Raw genomic sequence first — 20315 nt, 5'->3', positions numbered from 1 at the left:
CAGTCAGTACTCCGTCAATCCCGATTGAACGAGATACTGGGGAAGAAACTGTTCCCCGTATCTGAGTCGGTTCAGTACACTGGATCGAAGCTCGCTCGGTTCATCACACACGTGCAAGGTGCAGTCCACCTCCGCGAGTCGCTCGCGAACCGATTCATCGGGAGTCCAGTGTCGGCCGTCGATGAATACGTCTTGATACCGTTCTCCCGCAGAGATGAGTTCGTCGGCCAGTCGACCGGGTTCGAAGGAGACGATTCCAGGCCTGTCGGCCCACCATTCGTGGAACCCATTTGCGGTCATCGTCCCGATTTCTGCGACTGGAAGGTCATGAACTGCGTTCCAGAACGCAGGTCGATCATCTCGGAGGTAGTCTTCGACAGTTCCAGCACCCATTAGTGAGGTCGACGGACGCGTCACGACGAGTAGTTTCGGGAGCTCTCGCTCGAACTGGTCGTAGAATCGCCGTGTGTTGTGGAATCCACGACGTCGGTTCCGATTGTTCCCACGGAATATCGCGACCTCGATCCCGAACTCTTCGCAGATAGGACAGTCACACCGCTCCCATGGCCGTGCGTTGAGCAGTTCCCGGTACTCGTCGAGGAGGTCACCGTCGTCGATCGGGGGCCACGTGGCATACGCTTCGACGAGCGGCCAGAGAGCTTCTAATGTCCCGACCGCATCCGTCTCCCGGTTTGTGATGTCCTCAACGCGGGTCGGCGTCCAGTCCTCGAAGATATCAGTGGCAGTCCGAAGGTGGTCCTCGTACTCGGCAAACGCAATCGGATCCTCCGGATCGTCGTCTCGGAGCAGTTTGACCAGTTTCGTACTCAGCGGATCTCCGAAACTCGCTCTGAATGCCCGTCCGTGTTCGTATCCCGAGCGGAATGCCTCCTCTGTGTCCTGAATGTAGGGGACATCGAAGCGATCGTCGTGTCGATGTTCACGGAGATACGGTTCGATACCCGCCAGTGCCTGTTCCGCACGGTCGTACCACGTCCAGAGCGCGTCGGCGATAGATTCGTTGCGACCGAACGCCCGGAGCGCATAGAGCATCTCCTGTCCGCGGAGTGCTTTCTGAATACTCGTCGGGAGATCATCACGGTGAGTCGGATATCGGACGCGAACGGCGTCGTATCGGTCGTCGCTGTCGAGATGATAGTTCTGCCCACCAGTCCACGCGGCGCGGAGCATACTCGCGCTGTCGAAACTCGTCATCCCAGTCCGACCGATCGTCTCGAAGGCACCGGTCTTGGCGAACCCGAAGACGTGTGTATCGACGCGGGTCCCCAGCTCTCGTTCGAAGGTCTTGATTTCGTTTCCGATTGCTGTAACGATCTCTTCGACGTCTTCCTCGCGACTCCCCGCAACGCCGCCGATACCGACGTATTGATACCCGAGGTTCAAGACCTCTTTCGTCGCTTCGACGTACGATTCCGGATCCCATCCTTGGACGGCCGCCATTAGACGGAACGAGTAGTCGCCTGCCTCGTAGCGCTCGGCCATGTCTCGAGCGTTTCGGAGCGTCAGATCGTACCGATACTGCATATCGTCGTCCCGGTAGACTGCCCTCGGGTCGTCACGAAGGCGGTCGAGGATCGCATCGACATCCCCTGCGAAGTCGTCCTCGGTGAACGGGTGGACGTCAGTTACGCCGTAGATGGAGGGTTCTTCAGACTCGACGTACGACGGCCACGTTCGAGCCGAACTCTGGTCCCCGTTCGGCCAGGTATCGACCATCACGTCGACCGCATCCGTCAACTCGGCTTGCAAATCCGATTTACTGAACTCACCACTGAACGCCCGCTTATTCAGGTATAGCCGTGCAGTGTGGCCAGCGCCGAGCACGAGGTGATCGATCGTGACACCGGTCGTCACACCGAGTTGCTCGTAGAAATCAAGCATCTCGGCGTTGTCGTAGGGAGGGAACGGGAGCGATTTGTATCCCCACGCACCGCAATCACTGATCGTCGGCAGCCATGTCGGAATATCGAGTTTCGGAGCGTTATAGATCCCGTTCTCGGTCAAGCGCTCTGCTTTCGTTGCGCTTTCTTCGGCCTGTTCTCGGGAGAGGAGCACACCGTCGATCGGGGTCGTCTGTCGATCGAAAAGGTCCCAAATGTACGCAAGGTCGCGCTCGTCAGTCCCGAGCGTCGAGTGCTCGTCGTGCAGGAAGTCGTAATCGGCATCGACCCGATCATCCCACTCGGGCACGTAGAACCTCACAGGTAGATAGTCACCGACACGTGGTAAATCGTTCTGGGTAATGAATCCTCTCAAACCAGAGCGAAACTGGTCTCCAGGTTTATGTACGAAGGCGAGGCATCTCGTACTATGCCAGTGATCGCCGACGACGTCGTGCTCGAACGAGTTGAACACATCCTCGGAAGTGGAACGGGTACGCTCGATTTCGCCGTCGCAGGTGAGTCGGAATACTACACGTGGTATGGTATCGAAGATGCAGACTGGTCTATCACGGGGGTAGAGCGTATCGAGAACGACGACGAGGACCGATTTCTCATCTACCCGAATGGGGACTACTTCCGGTGTGAAGTCACAGCCGACAAGCAAGAAGGGAATTCCGGTCCGGTTCGCTGTCAGTCAGAGTGACCGAACTGCTCCCGTACCGGTTCTCGAGACGGATTTCACTTTCAGTCCAAGGCACATCGCTTTAGTAGTACCTGGATAATACCCGGGTATGACTCAGGGTGTACTGCAAGAAGACGAGACAGATCGGTCGGCGCTCTCTAACGCTGGAGAGCGGACACTCCACGTCGGGCGTGACCGTCCGATTCGTATCAGTTCGGGTCACCGCCTCCTCCATCACGACGGGAAGTGTTCACGACCGCACGGCCACAACTACGAGGTCACGGTCTCAGTCACTGGCAGCCTGACTGAGGAGGGGTGGGTCGTTGACAAGGGCGATATTACCTCGATAATAGATGAGTGGGATCACCGGTTCCTCCTGGAGAGAGGCGACCCACTCATCGAGGCGTTCGACCAGTCAGGTGACGGAGACGCCGTCGTCGTGCTCGACCACCCACCGACAGCGGAGGTGATGGCAGTGGTGCTCGAAAATCGGATGCTGGAGCTCCTTCCCGACACCATCTCGGACGTGTCTGTAGCGGTGGCTGAAACGAGCGAACTCTGTTCGGGCTTCTAATCCATATGCCCGTCAATGCAGACGCGAGAGCGCTTGATTCTCCCGCAGAGGCCGGCAACGATGCTCTTCCAATCAACGAACTGTTCCACTCACTCCAGGGAGAGGGCAAACTCGCAGGTGTCCCAAGCACGTTCGTTCGCACCTCCGGCTGCAACCTTAGATGCTGGTTCTGCGATTCGTATCACACCTCGTGGGAGCCGACGCACGGCTGGTTCGATGTGACGGATATTGTCACCGAGGTAACCAAGCACGAAAGCGACCACGTCGTCGTGACAGGTGGCGAGCCCATGATGCACGACGGCATCGAATCGTTACTCACCAACCTGTCCGATCAAGGCTATCACACGACGGTCGAAACGAACGGAACGATTTTCCGTAAGGCACCGATCGACCTCGTTTCGGTCAGTCCGAAACTCGCGTCATCGACACCGAGTGAAGCACAACCACCGGCTGGCGGCAACGCTGACGTCGGTGTGTGGGAGGAGCGTCACGAGCAAGACCGTCTCGACTACGACTCGCTCGCCTCACTGGTCGAGGCATACGACTTCCAGCTGAAGTTCGTGGTGACCGGGCGAGAGGACATGCAAGAAATCGAAGAACTCGTTGAGACACTTCGGTCCACGAGCAGTGCTCAAATCGAGAATCACGACATCCTCCTCATGCCTGAAGGGATGACCCGTGAGCGTCTCGAAGAGACGTGCGAGATTACTGCAGAACTGGCTCTGGAGCACGGCTACCGGTACACGCCACGTCTGCACGTCGATCTCTGGAACGACGCCCCAGGAACCTAATCATGCCAGGAGATACTAATGGGGAACTCCAATCGACTTCCGAATCGTTCAGTGAAATCGATTGGGAGAAAGCACAGGAAGGAACACGACTCCTGTTGGAGGCAGTTGGCGCTGACTCCGATCAAGAGCATCTCCAGGACACGTGGCAGCGTCGAGTCCCACAAGCGTTCGAGACGCTGACCGAGGGCCATCGCGAGGTCGCAAAACCGACCATGCGGACCTTTCCGAGTGAGGATACCAGTACAGTCATCAAGACAGGTATCCCAGTGTATAGCCTCTGCGAACACCACCTATTACCGTATTACGGTACTGCACACGTTGCGTACGTTCCCAATGGAGCGGTCGTCGGACTTTCGAAGCTTCCACGGTACATCCGCTGGCAGTCCCGACGACTAACGATGCAAGAATCGTTGACGCGAGACATCGCTGAAGGGCTCCGAACAGAAATCGGGGCGACGGGCGTCATCGTTGAACTGACGGCGACGCATTTGTGCGAGGCGATGCGCGGTGTCGAACGGGCAACGGAGACGACGACCCGGGCGGTCGAGGGTCAGGTCACGGACGCGGTGAAACGGCAGTTCGAGCGAGCGATAGACAAGAACACGAGATCATGAACGACAACGCAGTAATTCTGGTATCCGGCGGAATGGACAGCGCAACAGCAGTCTACGAAGCGATGGAGCGAGGGTATGACCCCCTGTTCATACATACCTCGTACGGCCAACGCACGGAGACAAAGGAGTTCGAGTGTGCACAGAAACTCGCCGAGGTCGTCGATGCCAAAGATTTCCTCCACGTCGAGACGGAACACCTCGCTCGTATCGGTGCGTCGTCCCTCACCGATGACGAGATTGAGGTCGAAGACGCAGATATGGAAAGTGACGAAATCCCGACGTCGTATGTGCCGTTCCGGAACGCGAACCTGCTCTCGATGGCAACGTCCTACGCCGAAGCACAGGATGCATCGGCGATCTTCATCGGAGCACACTCGGAAGACTTCTCCGGGTACCCTGACTGTCGACCGGCGTTCTTTGAGGCGTTCCAGCAGGTGATCGACGTCGGAACGAAACCAGAGACCGAGATCAGCTTAGAGGCACCGTTCGTCGAGTGGTCGAAGACAGATATCGCCGAACGTGGACTCGAACTCGGCGTCCCGTACGAACACACGTGGTCGTGCTACCGAGAAGAGGAACCAGCGTGTGGGACCTGTGATTCCTGTGCGTTCCGACTCCAGGCATTCGAGAGAGCAGGTGTTGAAGACCCGATTCCGTACGCTGAGCGCCCGTCTTATATGCCCGAGGTTTAAGATTGGACCTTCGGGTTTATTGAAACCCTCAGACACTGACAAGCGAAGTCTGCTGCATACAGAGGGGTCGATGTACCGGCAATCTCGTAGAGAATACTGTCTGAGTAACAGGATTTCAATAGAGCAAAGTGTGGATATTCACCGGATTAATAGCCAACTTGTATTATTTACTACCGAGCATACAGAGTTCGGCCTCTGCTGTCTGAAGTGCGTGTGTCGCGGGGTGGAACTCTGATCCATCTTCCGGGCTTAAGCTTGCTTCGCTTCGTACTTCATTACAGACTTCACTGATTGCTTCGTCGACAGCGAACTTTCGGTTGTCATCAACAGGGAGGGCGTCAGCAGCCCGCAGTTGTTCGAAGAGGGTGGCTGTTGGTTGGAGCTGCCCTACGTCTACTTCTTGATGTTGTTTTCGCCAGTAGCGGAGCATCATTTCGACCCGCTCAAGCACCGCTTCTCTGTTTCCCTTTGCGTAGTTGTCAAGTCGATCGCGAAGGTCTCTGAGTTGCGCCGTCACTCGGCGCCTCTCTGCGGCTGGTAGATCTTCTTGCCCCACCATATTCGGGTCTGCTTCATAGAACTTGAGCCCAAGATTCCCCTCTACAAGCCCGGTTGAAACGTCTTCCCAGCAATAGACGAACGCCGGTGGAATCACATACTTTGGACCATCGAACGAGTGCCTGTCTTTGATCTTCCCTTCAACGAGTGTCTTCCCACCAGGAGTGCAACATTGGTTTGGGCAATAGAGAAGCGAGGTGCCGGGGAGCACCCCATGAGCATCGACGAACACAGTCTTGTCAAGAGCTTTGTGCAGTTCGTTACCTGTATGAACTGGAGGAATTGCGTAGAGGGCTTGGCCCCTGTCGAAGTTCGCCAGCAGTGTTATCCACTGTTGGATGTTACTCTGGAAGCGAGCGGACGGGGTTGACTGCGAAATTTTTGAGGGGAGCGTCCGATGATGCACTACACTCGGCCGCTTGAATTGTAGTACAATACCGAGTAGATCCAGTACGTCTACATCGTAGCCGAGGACGTTTTCGTCTCGACGGGTGGGGGCAAGAGCAGCAGTTGTGGAAAACGACGAGCTGAGGCGAGCCAGAATCTGAGACGTGATATTAATCACTAACTCGTTCTCAGACGGCCCGTACGTGTAGCCTGCCATGGACTTGTTTTGAATTATTTATTCATAAAACATCCCGTGAGTGGTTGAGATTCAGAACTCGGTAGAGACGACTTCCCAGAGATGTCCCCCCCCCGATCGGCACCCGCCTCAAGATTCAATACTTGGAATCCGCCCCAACCCATCCTCTTAAGACGATTATACCGTGAGCGTGCGAACTGTTCTCGCCGGTGTTGATTCCCCGGACCACTCCGAGGCAGATACGTGTACGAATTCGGTTGATGAAACATTTCGTAGAAAATGCCGAATACGGTCGATTAAAGCCCTCTATGACTCGTTTAGCTAGAGAGCTAGCACCGAAGGCTACTGAGGAGAACTAGGGACATGCTAGGGGAGATGGCTAGGTACACTAGGTCAGGAAAGAACTAGGTCAGTTAGCTAGAGACGACGACAGAGGCCTGACTCATGCCTGTCGAGTACCGGTCACTGGCAAGTAGTGGCTACACTCTTCGAAAAAAATCGAGTTGGTGAGGTTCGGGAGTCTCAAGCGTCCAAGGACTCGGAATCGACAGTTACGGGCCAGTCGTGTACTTCTTACTCTTCCTGTCCTTGTAACGCTCGGACTCGTTGTCGTACTCCTCGTTCGTCAGTTTCTTCATCGTCTCGCGAGCCGCCTTCTTGACCTTGTTGGAGTTCTTCTCCGCCATCAGTATCCATGTGGTGTTCTTTTTGAATAGCATTTTCTTCGAATCCGTTCGAACAACCCGTGATAAACCAACTTCCTCTTAGTAGGTACTTTGAACAGCTTCGAAGAAGACTACTCCACAATCCCGGCCGAAGCGTGTGGTGGGGATCAAGACGAGACCAGTCAATGCGGACACTGGTTCTGATTCCCTCCGGCCCGTTCCCGATTCCACCTGATCGGGTGGCCGAATCAACGTCCGCACCAACGAGCCCAAACATGAGCCTCGGAGAACTGTTCGAAGATGAACCGGCAAAGAACATCGACGTTGTCGTTGAGGGAAGGCGGGTTACTGCCGGTCCCGATACGACAGCCGCCGACCTGAAGGCCCAAGTGGGTCTCAGCGAAGACGAGATCCTGACCTACCGCACACCCCAGGGGTTCGAAGCCCTCAACGACGACGACGTCGTGGCCACAGAGGTCGACGAGGGAGCTGAACTCCAAGCGCAGCCGCTCGCGGACTCTTACGTGTTCGGGTGAACGGTGAATGAACCGGGCACGTGCGGTCGGAGACATCCGGTCGCTTGAAGCGGCTGTCGGGGCCCGTCAACAGGCGAGTCTGTCGTACGACCTCACAAAGAGTCCCGTCGTCACGCTTGGCCAGTTCCAGTTCCCACGCGGATGGGAGAACACCAATGGTTCTCGCCGAGGTGACGTACTCTTCAACCTGCATGAGACGTACCCAAGGACTCAGCCAGACGTGTACATCTCCGCTGGCATGCGTTTCAGGGGGGAGGTACCTCACACGATGTACCACACCGTTGAGGCCGGTGGCCGACGGTGGACGAAGTACTGTATCCATCACGTTCGCTGGAACCCGTCTCGTCACAACCTGGTGAAGATGCTCGACATCCTCGAGATTTCGCTTGAATCGCCACACTCGAACAACCCGCTCCACGACTGAGCGCGGTCTTCCCAATTTTTTATGCAACTGATACTCACCACGAGCCAAGTCCAGACACTGCGAGAGGAACTGATCCGTGACGATAGACTAGAGCGGTGTGCACTATTGTACTGCACACGTCAAGCAAACGGCGACTTGCTCGGTCGAGCGGTGCACGTCTTCGACGACGCCGCGTGTGCCGTGCAAGAGGCTGACGCCGTTCGCCCAGCGCTCAAGCGCGAGCGCGACCGTCTCGGTCAGTGTCTCAACAGAGGCCAAGTGCCAGTTCTGGTCCACAGCCACCCTTGGAGTCGCGATCCCGAGTTCAGCGAACGTGACGACGAGATCATGACCGCCATGGCGGAGTGGCTCGGTGGGCTCTGCCCCGAATCTACCCTCGCCTTCGCAGTCATTGGCTCCCATGGGATGGCCACAGCGGTGTACGAAGATTTCGGAGCAGGAGAGCGACGACCGCTCCCGGTCACCATCAGTGGGGACTGGAAGCTCTCGCCACCGCTCGACTGCATGACGAGAGACGCGCCGACTAGTACGGTCGACACGGAACGGTACGATCGGTCGATCAGGGCTCTATCCCTCGAGGGACAGCAGCGACTAGCTGACAGCAAGATTGCCGTCGTCGGTCTCGGTGGGCTCGGTTCGGTCGTCGCAACCGAACTCGCGCGGCTTGGTGTGTGCAACTTCTTGCTGGTCGACCACGATTGCGTGGAGCGGTCGAATCTCCCCCGCATCTACGGGGCGTATGAGGAAGACATCGGTCGACCGAAGGTAGACGTTGTCGGTGACCACCTCCAACGGATCGACACTGGTATTGAGGTCATCACTCGCCGGTGCCGAGTTCAGGACCTCTCTGTGTCCGAGCTGTGGTCCTGTCGCGTGCTGGTCGGTGCTGTCGATAGTCTCGGTGCGCGTCTCTTCCTCAACGAGTTCGCCGTCAGACACCTCCTCACCTACGTCGATGGAGGGACCGCGATCAAGACGGACGGAACGGACGATCGCATCGCCGAAGAACGGGGCCTGGTTCAGCTCGTTGCCCCTGGTGCGACCGCCTGTTTCGACTGTCTAGGTCGCCGTGATGCCGAACAGTTGCGGATCGAGCAACTCGGCGACGCCGAGCTCCAGGAGGAGATTCAGCGGGGGTACGTCGACGCTGACGTTCGAGCCCCACAACCTGCCATCGCCCCGCTCAACGGTGTTGTCGCCTCCGCCATTACGCGCACCGTGACGAAGGTAGTCACTGAGTACGATCACCCAGCAGACTACCTTCGCTTCGATGGACGTTCCGACGAACTGGTCTCGGTCACCACCCACCCGAACGCGGCGTGCGTGACGTGCGGGGTAGAGGGCGTACTCGGCCATGGCCGTCCTGTTGTTGACGAGGGGGCACTGATGTCCAACCCAGAAACAGCAGTCTCTCTCGAGAACGCGCAGACAGTCACAGAAGCTGACGGTCATGGAAGCCAGATGCTGGAGAACAGTAGCCCGTCCACCGAGCGTGAGGATGTACGGAGGGACGATGATGAAGTCTCCGCGTCGTTACCCCGGACTCCGTCGTCCGAGTCCAAGCTGACGTTGAGACGAGTTCTCACTGACCCTTGGGTACTGGTGTTCGTATTCCTCGCCATAGCTGTCGGGATGCTCTTTCTACAGCTATTCTTCGCTGGTGGCGGTTAGATCAAGTCGCGGAGGACCCCACGTCCCAGTCTGCACCGATTCCGTTCTGGTTTCTCTTGGTGTAGGGCCTCTATCACGCTCAGTGTGCCAACCGTCCGTGAAGCGTTACCCCTGAACGCTGCTTCGACGGATCACGCGCTCTAACGAGAGTTAACCTACAGACGCTCATTACGCCGCGAGATATTGGTTAAGACTTCTGTCCCCCATTAGTTGTCCAGATCTCACCGAGAGTGACCTGTACTGCGACGCCCTCAATCCGGCGGAAGGTTAGCACATACGTCGATACGGCCGAACTGGCCTGCCTTCATGCTAGTGAGTCGTCTCTGTGTCAAGGGATGTCCCTATTCGCGTCCGTGAGGTCGACACGTTGTGTGCCCACTCAAACGTCTCGAAGGGTCATTGAACACGCCAGAGCAGGTCTAATCAACCGTGCCATGATGAACTCAGACAACCGCCAATAGAGATAGTTCTGTCTGCTCGTATCTGATTCACCTCATCAAGACCGTCCATTTATATACACTTGTTCGAAGAACAGAGAATATTATATCCGTTCCTCATCAATCACGCTGACATGATGGGAGTGTGGTCGGAGGTCCATGTCTGAGGGAACTGATGGCCTGTCCGAGTTCGGCACGTACGCATTTGACACCGTGCGCAAGAGCAAACTGCGACGAATAGCGCTGGAACAGATGCCGGAGAGAGCCACGTTCCGAAAGAACGAGTGGGCAAAAGCGATCAACAGCGAGTGGAACGAGGGTGAGATCACAAGTGGAGACATCTCCGGAAGAAACATCGGACCTCCACTGATATATCTTGGAGTACTTTACCAGATCCCACTGATCAACGAAGTGACTCGGTTTGTTCTAGTGAGGGACCCCCAAATGGTTGAGTTCGTCAAAGAACTCGTACAGAATCCGAGCGTCGAACCGACGAGTGCTCACGTAACGAGTAAACGAGACTATCTTACATCTCACCTCGACTACGAGAGCCTCTGTGTCACAGACCACGAGCATGTCGATGTCTCGCGAGAAGCTCACCTCTACAGCAAGATGAATCAGCACGTCTCCATTGACAATCCAACCGTCGAACTCGAGATTGACATCACAGAGAATCCGGGTTGGCCGAACAAGAAACGTGGTGTGGACGTCTCGGGGTCTGTCACGGGCGAACGGATGGAACTGCGTGAGACCACTACAGAAAGAAAGCTCGAATACGAAGTAGAGGGGTTCTTGTGGAAGTGCGCGAAGTACGCCTGTATCGAGTGCCTCCCTCGGAACGGGCTTACCGCTCTCGCTGAGAAGGGAAGCCCGGAGATCAAATTAGAACTATCCGGAGATGGACGAATCGAGTTCGAACTCTCGGTTCGACCGGGGGTGTCATGGTAATGGCTCCTCAGGAAATCCGCAGATCGGGTCTTTGTCCCGAGTTGTCAGGGCTCTCCTCAGATTGTCATCGATCGTTATTTCCCACCGATAGAGTTCGGCACCGGCGTGTGCGTCTTGACGAGATAAAACGGAGGGGTAAGAGCACCCATGAAAACGAAACTAGGTCAGATGGAAATCGAAAACCCCTCTCCCTATGCGAGAGGTTTTCGATCCCACTGCATTCGTGGTGGAGAGGTGTAGCTGAACTACGTTGCCTCTCAGGAACAATTGTCAACAAGCATGATCCGAGTAAGGGAGTCGGATGTCAACCAGACTTGGGGATAACGGAGTCGCGACTAGTTCCGAGATTGAGAGGTGATTTCAGATGATTCAAAAAATAACCATGGAACTTCACCACGAGTGGGTTTCAATATTGAAAGAATACGGTCTTGACGAGCAACCAGCGAGAAACGTTGCGGCGATGGTATCTGGCGATCCAGGGCTCGCGAATGAAGAAATCCGCCGAGAGGAAGAATTCATTGAGACGATTCGGACTGCTCAGCAACTATTCAACCAGTTCGATCTGCAACGACTGGGAGTTGACGAAAAGTCCGTCCCTGAGCTCAAACAGAAGCTGATACACACGCTGTTTCTGGACCTGCTTTTCCGCAGTGTCGCTGGCGAGAGTGGCGAGATGAGTGAACGTTCGCCGCAGGTGACGACGCGTCGGTCCATCGTCAGGTCAGCTGATGGAATGGACGTTTCAGAAGCCATTGAGACGATCGAGAGAATCGCCGATCGACTAGTCCATAACAATGAGTCACTATCGAGGAATGATTCTGAATCCCCCCACGAGATTCGACTCAATGACTTTCGGGAGTCTGAGAACAGGGTGCAACCTAGCGCTGACGAGTTGTTCGAATATCTCGATAGCCTCAACCTCTCTGAGGATTTGATTGTGACGGTAATGAGTGATTTAATAGATTCCTCAGGTCGGTAGAGATCATTCTACGAAGTATTTTTGTCTTTTACTGATACTCAGAGTCAGGAGCGTAAGCTGGCAAACTGGTCAAGGCGAGAGTCCCACCGAACCTTTGATCTCCCCGGTTATTCTATTAGCTGAGAATCACGGGCGAACGTTCATGTCGATATCAACATCGCCTTCACCCGAATGTACCGCTACCGCCCGGATGAGGTCGATCGCGAACGTGCTCATCATCAAGCGCTCAAACAGGTCACCGAAACCGGAAACGGCAATATCGATCTTATGCGTATCGGAAATCTCGGAGAACGCGCCTTCGAGGCGTTTTGTCGCGAGTACCTCCCGGTGGAGATGTGGCACTGGCAGAACGACGAAGCCCTGCGCTTGTGTAATCCCGAGAGTTTCTCTGGTCACGACTTCGAGATTTTCGGTTACACCGTCGACGTCAAGACGTCGCGGGACGTTTCAGCGTTCCTTGCGCAGCGTCTCTACGAGAGCGACCCGGACGACGATATCATCGTCATGGCGTGGCATCGTGACAACGAAGACGCGCTCGTACTTCTCGGGTGGGTCCGTACGCGTACGCTGGAGTCGAAGGTGACAGCAGAGTCCGAGTATACCGGTGACACCCAGGGCAAGTTGGATCATCTTTCGGTCCGGCCGATGAACGAACTCATCGATTTGGGTCCGAACACGGCTCATATGAATCAGCTGCCGTCGAGTCCGTTCACGCCGGGTGATCGGGTCATTAAAAAAGCCGATGGCGACCCGTCTGTCGGTGTCGTGATCGACGTGCTTCCGCCGGAGCACGAGGCGAACATCATGGGCCAGACCATGGAAGGCGAGGCGATCCAGGTGACGTTCCCCTCGATTCTCGACGAGGGCCCCGGTGACTGGCGGACCATTCACCCCGCAAAGCTCGCCTCCTACTGCCACAATCAGAACATCAGGTGTTACACGTACAAAAACACGAATGTAGAGGCCGCATCGAACCCGTTCGTACTCGGAGATCGGGTCATCAACACTAACCACGACGATCCCAACGTCGCGGTCGTTGTCGATCAGACCAGCGACGAGATCCATGTCGCGTTCGATGGGGAGTTCAACGGTGAGACGATACCACCTGAAGAGCTTTCGGCGTACTGTGACATGAACGACTGCCCACTGTACTCGTATACACCAGACGACTTAGCGTTCGTCGAGAACTGAGTCGAGATGGTACGGTGACTCGGTGGTATCGAAGTGTTTCGGACACCCCTCTATCGATGTGTAACGGCACCCTGAATGGTAGAGTGAATACGAAACGTGACGGGAGTAGAGGGATTCTACCCGAAAAGCTTCGGGTTGAGTCCACTCCCCACCGAGTCATTGGACTCGATACACGGACTGATCCCACACCGTCGTCGTGTTCCTGCTGACACAGACACCCCTCTATCGATGTGTTCTATCTGTTCACGCGGAGGGGTAGGGTAACCAATCGAGCAGGGTCGAAATGATCCACAGGTATAGGCAGCCGCGATAGCCCGTGAGACACCCGGATCCGACACTTCCCCACGTCAGAGAGAAGACGGAAGCGGTGCACGAACCCGTCCTCGTAAAGAGGACACAACTGAGAGTGTCGAGAACACATCGAACACATCGATAGAGGTGTGTGTGAGTGTTTGTTCTAGCAAGCTAGAAGAAGAAGAGGAAGGACGCTGCTTTCACCGCCTGATGGAACTCTCCAAATCCGTCCTATCGTGGCGTTATCCCCGTGATTCCGGGCCTCTCGTGGGTTGTCATAGCTCTCCCGAGACGGTCGCGATCCTCGATTACCCCCCACCCCTTCGAGACATCGAACACATCGATAGAGGGGTGTCTGTCTCTTCGAGGCGGAATCTCTCCATAACACTTCGTCACCCGTGGCGGGATGACCGACTAAGACCGACCGAGAAAGCCGTCAGACTGTCGTTAGACGGGATTAATTCTCCCATTCACACATCGATAGGGGTGGGGAACACTTTTGTCCCATGCGAGTAAGGTTCGTGACATGGCTACCGAAGACTCCGAGGGATCTTCTCAAGAGGGGGATTCGACGGAGGACGAGCAGACGACGCAGGCCGATCTCTCGTCGGCGGGTACCGATCACGAGGCTGAGGTCGGGGACGAGTTTTCGGAAGTTGATGATGACAGCTCCGAACGACCGGAGCGAGACAGCTCCGGGGAGGGGTCACAGTCGATCGAGGATATGTTGCTCGAATTCGACGAACAGAACCGCCTCATCCGCGAACGAGCCCTTCTCGACCCGACACACGTCGTCGAAGAGGACCGAATCGTTGGTCGTGACGACCAACTGCAAGAGGTGACCAAGATGCTCCGTGTGGCTCTCGGAGACAACAAACCCCCGAACCTCTTCTTGTACGGTCCGTCGGGGACTGGAAAGTCACTCATCACGAAGGCCGTCTGTCACAACATCAGCCGCATCTGTGAAACTCGAGATATCCGCTTTGGCACCATCGAGGTGAACTGCCAGGACCTCGACACGCTGGGAGTCGCCGTGTACGAACTCGCGAAACAAGCTGCCAACGAGGCCGGCGTCGAGGTCGAAGTCCCCAAACACGGGGTGGCGACCAAGGAGAAGTGGGACGAACTCTACCGGATCGTCAACGAGAACTTCGACTCGGCGGTGTTCGTGCTCGACGAACTCGATATGCTCGTTGGCCGTCGCGATAAGAAAGAACCAGCCTTTTCGAGACTTCTCTACCAGCTCTCGCGAGCCGGCGCCAACGATGATCTCAGCGCTCACATCTCCGTCGTCGCTATTTCCAACGACACGAAAATGATGGAATCGGTCGGAAGCCGCGCGCTGAGTTCGTTCACTCCCGAGGACGTCCACTTCGATGACTATGACGCGAATCAACTCCAGGCGATCCTGCGCCGTCGCCAGGACGCGTTCTTCGAGGATGTTCTCGAAGATGACGTGATACCGCTCGCATCGGCGTTTGCAGCTCAGACGCATGGTGACGCCCGAAAGGCAATCGACCTGATGCGAGTGGCTGGCGAACTCGCTGAACGCGAAGGAAACGACCGTATCCGAGAAATCCACGTCCGAAAAGCACAGGACAAAGTCGAAAAGAACCGCGTCCTCGAGGTAGTTCGGGGCATCAGTACGCAAAAGAAACTCTGCCTCTTCGCGACCGCGGCGGTCGCCGCTCAGACCTCCGACAGTACAGCCCGAAGTACCACTGGGTACAGAGTGTACCAATTCCTCACCGACGCCATCGACGCCGATCAGTACCACCAAGAGACATATGTCAACAAAATGAAGGAGCTGACGACGTACTCGCTTGTTGAATTCGAGCGTCGCAGCCACGGTCCCAGCTCGGGCATGTTCCTCGAGTTCCGGTTCGCAGAACGACCCGAGACGATTCTCGAAACGCTTCGCGAAGACTCTCGGATCGACACGGTTTCACAGTCGGAGATAGAAAGCGTCGTCAAGGCCCAGATCCGGAACGCGATGTAAGAAGATTCTTTTTGTACGTGTGGATCATCCGGATGGGATCCACTACATGGATTTCTCTCCCGATGTGAAGGAGCGATTGCTATCGTTTCGGTATTTGATGACTGTCCGCTCTCTGTCAGACGCGCGTCACACTCCTCTATCGATGTGTGATTCGCCTCCAATCGAGTTCTATCTCTGAATTTCGAGCGATCTACTTCAAGTCAGAAACGAGTTCGATGAATACGGAAAACGCGATTGTACCTCCTCGGCTCGTCAAGAACACCCCTCTATCGATGTGTTTTCGGGTAAACAGTGCGACACGACACACCCCTCTATCGAAGTGTTCAGGGGCAGTGTCGAGATCTCTAATACACCCCTGTATCGATGTGTTCGCCACACCGTCTGCCAATCAAAACAGACCCCTGTATCGATGTGATGCCAGCCATGATTCGTTGGTAGATCTCTTAGCTGTTGATCTCCCGGTCGATGAGTCGGTTGTGCTTCCTCCGTGGCTTATTGTTTCGGGTTAACTGGTGCGATGTACTCGTTTTTCCACGTGTCTCCCTCCCGCCACTGCCAGTACAGGTACCGGTACGATTTTTCGGCCGTCTGTTTGGTCGTTTTGATCGTGATGTACGCTCCGCTACTCGGGACGTCCTCGTACTCCTCTGGATCTGTAGAGATCCCGCAGTCCTCGAGTTTCTGGAGTTCTTCATCGTCAACCTCGTCCTCCGCTCGTCGCCGTTCGAGTTCTTGCTGGCGTTGGTGTCGTTTCCACTCGGCGAGCTCGGTCGCGTATGTCGCAACCGTCTCCAGCCGCTCTGGTGACTGTTTCTCGAGTGGTTCACGAAGATACTTCGGTAGGTCTGGTGCCGGTGGTTTCTCAGGTGGCTCCTCGTTCATAGTTACCCCACGAATCCATAATACATGAATTTGTGGGGTAACTTGAGGTTACGCCGAGTATTACTCACCAGTCTCGATGTGTGAACGCTCTCCTCAGTCTCTCTCGTCGTTTATTTCTCTATAGTTGCTGTTCAGTAGTGGATCAGTCGCGGCCCTAAAACGGAACCTCGATTATTGAGATAGCCACAGCGCATATCTTGTAGGCTGTCATGCCGACAATGGACTATGATGCCTGTGTGGCACGGATATTGCAAAGTATTGAACGATCTCCGAAGATCCATGAAGTCAATAAACGCTTGATTGGAGAGTATCACCGCGCTTGCCTGCTCACTGGAATCGGAGCTGCGCGGCGTCAGAAACTTACTGCTCATCTCAAAGTTATCGCGGAACATCTCGGAGACGACCGATTCGATCAGCTTGATCGCACTGATATCGAGAACCTCGTAGAATGGTTCCATATCCGTGGATCCGAACAGTCCACGATTGGGGATTATAAGCAGGGTCTCAAGCAGTTCTATCGGTGGCTCAACGATGGTGAGGATCCTGAAGAGACGAAGTGGATTCGACGGGGGCCCGAATCCTATCGCCGACTACTCCCGCGGCATCTGCTTACGCCAGACGATGTCGCTGCTATGATTGAGCATTGTGTGAACGATCGAGATCGAGCATTTATTGCTGTCCTTTGGGAAACGGGTGCTCGAATAGGCGAATTCATCGATCTTCGTGTCGGAGATATCGAAGACGGACTCATCGGGAAGCGTGTCGTCGTCATGGGGAAGACTGGGGCGAGACGTCTCCTGCTTATCGAATCCGAACCTCATGTCACTCGATGGCTCGAAACCCATCCAGATCCGCGCTCACAGCAACCCCTCTGGTGCAAGGTCGACCAAGGAACTCCGGATGAACAGATCGGATATAACTACATCCGGCTTCGCCTTCTCGAACGTGCCCGCAAACGAGCTGGTATCGAGAAGCCAGTGAATCCACATCACTTCAGGCACAGCCGCGCCACACAACTCGCGAACTGGCTAACTGAAGCGCAACTCTGTGGCTGGTTTGGCTGGGTCCAGGGCTCGAAGGTACCTGCCCGCTACGTCCATCTCTCCGGATGCGATATCGACGCTGCCTATCTCGCACTTGCCAAGGCAGAGGGGTATCATCGACTATCGCCTCCAACTACTCCCACGTCGAATAATGGATTCATTTAGAAGATATAGAACCAGTGCGAAATTCCACTCTCCTCATTATCCGTATGAAGGAAGCTATTATGTCAGTGAATTCAGTAGCAAATATTATAATTTGTAAGAATGTACAAATGGACAACCTATATGCTTACACGTTTTGACATTCGTTCTGTGAAGGAGTGGGTCCAGACGATCGCCGAGAGTACAGATCCCGCTGCGATGTCTCTACTGGAGATTAATCAAGGACAATACCAAGTTCGCAAAGAGTGGGAGACGGACATTCCGGTTTCCGTTGAGGAGATCGGAGAGTTCTTCAGTCAGTATTCTCACCTCGAACATCCTGAGTACAACTCCCACTACGTTATCCCGCTTCACGGAGCCGATGATCCAATGCCAACCGGTGAATATGTGTTGTATTCTACCATCGAAGAATCTCCCAGCGTCTCATATCATTGCAAAATATTTCGAAAACTACGGTCGTCTGCTGTCAAAGAGATTGAACAGACATATCTCTCGAAACGGATGCGTTTTTGGCATCCAGATCACCCCCCGGCGCAGCCACCCCAGGTACCAGACGCAGACACACCGCTTCCTCCGCCCTTGGTAAGGGCGACGACCCCGATCCCCCAGAGTGAGCAGAATGCTTGGTTCGATGAGATGTATGCATTTGTCGAGACTGAACGGGAGACCGAGCGAGAAGCGGGTTGGGAAACGTTCACCGACAACGACCGGTATCAACTCGAACGTCGCAATCAAGCGGTCTCCGGTCTGGTTCCGATCGGAACTCAGCCCTCTCGCGAACATGGCACGCTGTACGTCTGTCAAAAAGACGTGAGTGACGATAGGAATGATGCTGAGAACGTTGATATCACCGCGGACTACGGTATCTATCCGAAGACAGATGTGATCCTTGATTCGGATACCCGCCACGCAGGATTCCCCCTTGAAGCCCGTGTCGTGTTCACCGCAGGTAACGAGATCGGCTTCAATATCGATTGGTCGACGACCGATAATCAAAGCGCGGTCAAGCGTGCGTTTGACTCCGAGTCGGAAGTGCTCTGGGCGTTTGCACTGTTGAATCCTGTCCCCTATGAACGCCGTCTGACGGCGCTGAAGCAACTCCAAGCCACGAAGATCAAACGAGGTCTTCTGACTGGCGATCGATCACCACGGTTTAAACGGACTGCGTTCAACACCATCACCCCTGAAATTTCGCTGAATAAATGGCAGCAAACAGCTCTTAACTGGGCAGATGCGGCGGAGGACCTCCTCTGTATTCACGGACCGCCAGGAACCGGTAAGACGAGGACCTTAACGGCTGTCATCAAACATACCGTTGACAGTGGTGAGCGAGTGCTCGTGACAGCTCATTCGAATCAAGCTGTGGACAACCTCCTTGTGGGCGACAGTACCATCGATGACCCAGAGGAAGGAACGCTCCATGCACTCGCTCAACCACCCGAAGACTCGGAGGATCCGGTATTTCGGATCGCTCGTGTTGGTTCGAATTCACGGAATTCAGTGGTCAAACGAGAATACGTCGGTGAGAATATTGATTTCGCACAGGTGGTTGCTTCAACGACCAGCGGTGCAGCCCGTTTCGATCGAAATGAGTTCGACGTCGCCATCGTCGACGAAGCTACACAGGCCAGTCGTCCATCGACGGCTATCGTGGTCAATGCAGCAAACAAAATCATCCTCGCGGGAGACCACAAGCAGCTACCACCGTACTGTGCTGATGAGCACTCGAAGGAGGAGGCGATGCATATCTCACTGTTCGAGCATCTACTCGATGTTTATGACGACGACATCGCCGTCCTGCTTCGTCGACAGTACCGGATGAACGAGGCGATCGCCACATTCCCCAACAAGGCGTTCTATGATGGCATCCTCGAACATGGGGAGCGAAACAGAGACTGGCGAATTGACGGATTGACACCCTTGATGGGCGTCGATATCGACGGTCGCGAAGTCTGGGATAAGGAGACAAAATCAAGGCAGAACCCCACTGAGGCGCAACTCGTCGCAGATCATGTGAAATTACTCGTGCAAAGTGGTGTCAAACCTAGTGATATCGGTGTCATTACGGCGTACGCAGCGCAGAAAGGGACCGTCAAGAGTGCATTGGAGCGGCTCGATATCGAGGGCATACATCGAACGACTGTCGATACGGTTGACTCCTTCCAAGGCGGTGAGCGTGAGGCAATAATTGTGTCCTTTGTTCGGAGTAATGAGGACGGCAATTCGGGGTTCCTTGAGTTCCCCGATGAGGGCCCACGTCGGTTGAACGTCGCACTCACACGGGCTCGGCGTCGCTGTGTCCTTATTGGAAACTGGGAGACACTTTCAACACGATCTCCCCACCGAAGCGACGCCGAGAGTTGTGCTGACGTCTATGCCGCATTGAGGGAACATCTCGAGACCAATGAGCTGATGAAAAGGGTTTCGCGGTCACAACTCGAGCAGCGGTAGGCTACTCACGCTGTCGCTTGGTGTTTTTCGAGCGCTGTTTCTCCTTCTTCGAGGACTGATCGAGATACGCCTCAACTTCTGCCTCTGACATTACGTCGTCTTCAGAAGGATCGAACGTCTGCGTGTCATAACGGTCATGGAAGGTTCCCTCACTGTGACCTTCGGTTCCAGGCATCGAGTCACCGATATCGTGAGCCTTGTCTCTTCGTCGTCTGTTACCCATACACACTAATAT

At 55.1% G+C, this 20315-nt stretch carries 18 protein-coding genes; 14 read left to right on the top strand and 4 right to left on the bottom strand.

Annotation, left to right across the window (positions count from 1 at the left end):
* Positions 1-3: 3 nt before the first annotated feature.
* Positions 4-2223: a queuine tRNA-ribosyltransferase tRNA-guanine transglycosylase gene (locus NKJ07_RS24240; protein ID WP_318571206.1), complete on the bottom strand. Its 2220-nt coding sequence runs from the start codon at positions 2221-2223 to the stop codon at positions 4-6.
* A gap of 108 nt (positions 2224-2331) precedes the next feature.
* On the opposite strand from NKJ07_RS24240, the gene NKJ07_RS24235 reads away from it, so the two are divergent.
* The 5 genes from NKJ07_RS24235 to queC all read left to right on the top strand — a co-directional run bounded on the left by NKJ07_RS24235 (position 2332) and on the right by queC (position 5257).
* The gene (locus NKJ07_RS24235) at positions 2332-2607 is read left to right on the top strand and encodes a hypothetical protein (protein ID WP_318571205.1); all 276 of its coding nucleotides are present in this window, start codon (positions 2332-2334) and stop codon (positions 2605-2607) included.
* 88 nt (positions 2608-2695) lie between these two features.
* Positions 2696-3160, top strand: a complete 465-nt coding sequence (locus tag NKJ07_RS24230) for a 6-pyruvoyl trahydropterin synthase family protein (RefSeq protein WP_318571204.1) — start codon at positions 2696-2698, stop codon at positions 3158-3160.
* Between the two features lie 5 nt (positions 3161-3165).
* Positions 3166-3951 carry a 7-carboxy-7-deazaguanine synthase QueE gene (locus tag NKJ07_RS24225; RefSeq protein WP_318571203.1) on the top strand — a complete coding sequence of 262 codons (786 nt, stop codon included), beginning with the start codon at positions 3166-3168 and terminating at the stop codon, positions 3949-3951.
* A 2-nt stretch (positions 3952-3953) separates the two neighbouring features.
* Positions 3954-4565: a GTP cyclohydrolase I gene (folE, locus tag NKJ07_RS24220; RefSeq protein WP_318571202.1), complete on the top strand. Its 612-nt coding sequence runs from the start codon at positions 3954-3956 to the stop codon at positions 4563-4565.
* Positions 4559-5257 (top strand): 7-cyano-7-deazaguanine synthase QueC, encoded by a 699-nt coding sequence (gene queC, locus NKJ07_RS24215; RefSeq protein ID WP_318571280.1) that lies wholly within the window; start codon positions 4559-4561, stop codon positions 5255-5257. The genes folE and queC overlap by 7 nt, the downstream gene beginning before the upstream one ends.
* Positions 5258-5420: 163 nt before the next feature.
* On the opposite strand, the gene NKJ07_RS24210 is transcribed toward queC, so the two are convergent.
* Together NKJ07_RS24210 and NKJ07_RS24205 are read right to left on the bottom strand one after the other, a co-directional pair.
* Positions 5421-6419, bottom strand: coding sequence for a hypothetical protein (locus NKJ07_RS24210; protein ID WP_318571201.1), 999 nt, complete (start codon positions 6417-6419; stop codon positions 5421-5423).
* 530 nt (positions 6420-6949) lie between these two features.
* Positions 6950-7084, bottom strand: a complete 135-nt coding sequence (locus NKJ07_RS24205; RefSeq protein WP_318571200.1) for a hypothetical protein — start codon at positions 7082-7084, stop codon at positions 6950-6952.
* Between the two features lie 254 nt (positions 7085-7338).
* On the opposite strand from NKJ07_RS24205, the gene NKJ07_RS24200 reads away from it, so the two are divergent.
* From NKJ07_RS24200 to NKJ07_RS24170, 7 genes are all read left to right on the top strand, one after another.
* Positions 7339-7599, top strand: coding sequence for a hypothetical protein (locus NKJ07_RS24200; protein ID WP_318571199.1), 261 nt, complete (start codon positions 7339-7341; stop codon positions 7597-7599).
* Between the two features lie 7 nt (positions 7600-7606).
* Positions 7607-8023: an E2/UBC family protein gene (locus NKJ07_RS24195; protein WP_318571198.1), complete on the top strand. Its 417-nt coding sequence runs from the start codon at positions 7607-7609 to the stop codon at positions 8021-8023.
* A 150-nt stretch (positions 8024-8173) separates the two neighbouring features.
* On the top strand, positions 8174-9694 hold the full coding sequence (locus NKJ07_RS24190; protein WP_343230493.1) for a HesA/MoeB/ThiF family protein: 1521 nt from the start codon (positions 8174-8176) through the stop codon (positions 9692-9694).
* Positions 9695-10290: 596 nt separating this feature from the next.
* Complete coding sequence (locus NKJ07_RS24185) at positions 10291-11079, top strand: hypothetical protein (protein WP_318571196.1); 789 nt, start codon at positions 10291-10293, stop codon at positions 11077-11079.
* Between the two features lie 382 nt (positions 11080-11461).
* Entirely contained in the window at positions 11462-12058 is a 597-nt protein-coding gene (locus tag NKJ07_RS24180; RefSeq protein WP_318571195.1) for a hypothetical protein, read from the top strand.
* 171 nt (positions 12059-12229) lie between these two features.
* On the top strand, positions 12230-13249 hold the full coding sequence (locus NKJ07_RS24175) for a DUF7961 domain-containing protein (protein ID WP_318571194.1): 1020 nt from the start codon (positions 12230-12232) through the stop codon (positions 13247-13249).
* Positions 13250-14267: 1018 nt separating this feature from the next.
* Positions 14268-15542, top strand: coding sequence for an orc1/cdc6 family replication initiation protein (locus NKJ07_RS24170; protein ID WP_425504798.1), 1275 nt, complete (start codon positions 14268-14270; stop codon positions 15540-15542).
* 492 nt (positions 15543-16034) lie between these two features.
* Here NKJ07_RS24170 and NKJ07_RS24165 read toward each other — a convergent pair whose 3' ends face one another.
* Positions 16035-16424 carry a hypothetical protein gene (locus NKJ07_RS24165; RefSeq protein ID WP_318571192.1) on the bottom strand — a complete coding sequence of 130 codons (390 nt, stop codon included), beginning with the start codon at positions 16422-16424 and terminating at the stop codon, positions 16035-16037.
* Positions 16425-16642: 218 nt separating this feature from the next.
* Between NKJ07_RS24165 and NKJ07_RS24160 the strand changes: the two genes are divergently transcribed.
* Positions 16643-17632, top strand: coding sequence for a tyrosine-type recombinase/integrase (locus NKJ07_RS24160; RefSeq protein ID WP_318571191.1), 990 nt, complete (start codon positions 16643-16645; stop codon positions 17630-17632).
* Positions 17633-17779: 147 nt separating this feature from the next.
* The gene (locus NKJ07_RS24155) at positions 17780-20080 is read left to right on the top strand and encodes an AAA domain-containing protein (protein WP_318571190.1); all 2301 of its coding nucleotides are present in this window, start codon (positions 17780-17782) and stop codon (positions 20078-20080) included.
* Positions 20081-20315: the final 235 nt, after the last annotated feature.

This window comes from Salinigranum marinum (assembly GCF_024228675.1).
In the GTDB taxonomy this organism is placed as follows: Archaea; Halobacteriota; Halobacteria; order Halobacteriales; family Haloferacaceae; genus Salinigranum; species Salinigranum marinum.
This window is presented reverse-complemented; position numbering and strand designations above follow the sequence as displayed.

Coding starts and splice junctions, on each gene's coding strand:
- folE (WP_318571202.1), top strand. CDS start 3,954: ATGCCAGGAGATACTAATGGGGAACTCCAATCGACTTCCGAATCGTTC.
- NKJ07_RS24210 (WP_318571201.1), bottom strand. CDS start 6,419: ATGGCAGGCTACACGTACGGGCCGTCTGAGAACGAGTTAGTGATTAAT.
- NKJ07_RS24195 (WP_318571198.1), top strand. CDS start 7,607: ATGAACCGGGCACGTGCGGTCGGAGACATCCGGTCGCTTGAAGCGGCT.
- NKJ07_RS24170 (WP_425504798.1), top strand. CDS start 14,268: ATGTTGCTCGAATTCGACGAACAGAACCGCCTCATCCGCGAACGAGCC.
- NKJ07_RS24175 (WP_318571194.1), top strand. CDS start 12,230: ATGTACCGCTACCGCCCGGATGAGGTCGATCGCGAACGTGCTCATCAT.
- NKJ07_RS24230 (WP_318571204.1), top strand. CDS start 2,696: ATGACTCAGGGTGTACTGCAAGAAGACGAGACAGATCGGTCGGCGCTC.
- NKJ07_RS24225 (WP_318571203.1), top strand. CDS start 3,166: ATGCCCGTCAATGCAGACGCGAGAGCGCTTGATTCTCCCGCAGAGGCC.
- NKJ07_RS24235 (WP_318571205.1), top strand. CDS start 2,332: ATGCCAGTGATCGCCGACGACGTCGTGCTCGAACGAGTTGAACACATC.
- NKJ07_RS24185 (WP_318571196.1), top strand. CDS start 10,291: ATGTCTGAGGGAACTGATGGCCTGTCCGAGTTCGGCACGTACGCATTT.
- NKJ07_RS24165 (WP_318571192.1), bottom strand. CDS start 16,424: ATGAACGAGGAGCCACCTGAGAAACCACCGGCACCAGACCTACCGAAG.
- NKJ07_RS24205 (WP_318571200.1), bottom strand. CDS start 7,084: ATGGCGGAGAAGAACTCCAACAAGGTCAAGAAGGCGGCTCGCGAGACG.
- NKJ07_RS24200 (WP_318571199.1), top strand. CDS start 7,339: ATGAGCCTCGGAGAACTGTTCGAAGATGAACCGGCAAAGAACATCGAC.
- NKJ07_RS24180 (WP_318571195.1), top strand. CDS start 11,462: ATGGAACTTCACCACGAGTGGGTTTCAATATTGAAAGAATACGGTCTT.
- NKJ07_RS24160 (WP_318571191.1), top strand. CDS start 16,643: ATGGACTATGATGCCTGTGTGGCACGGATATTGCAAAGTATTGAACGA.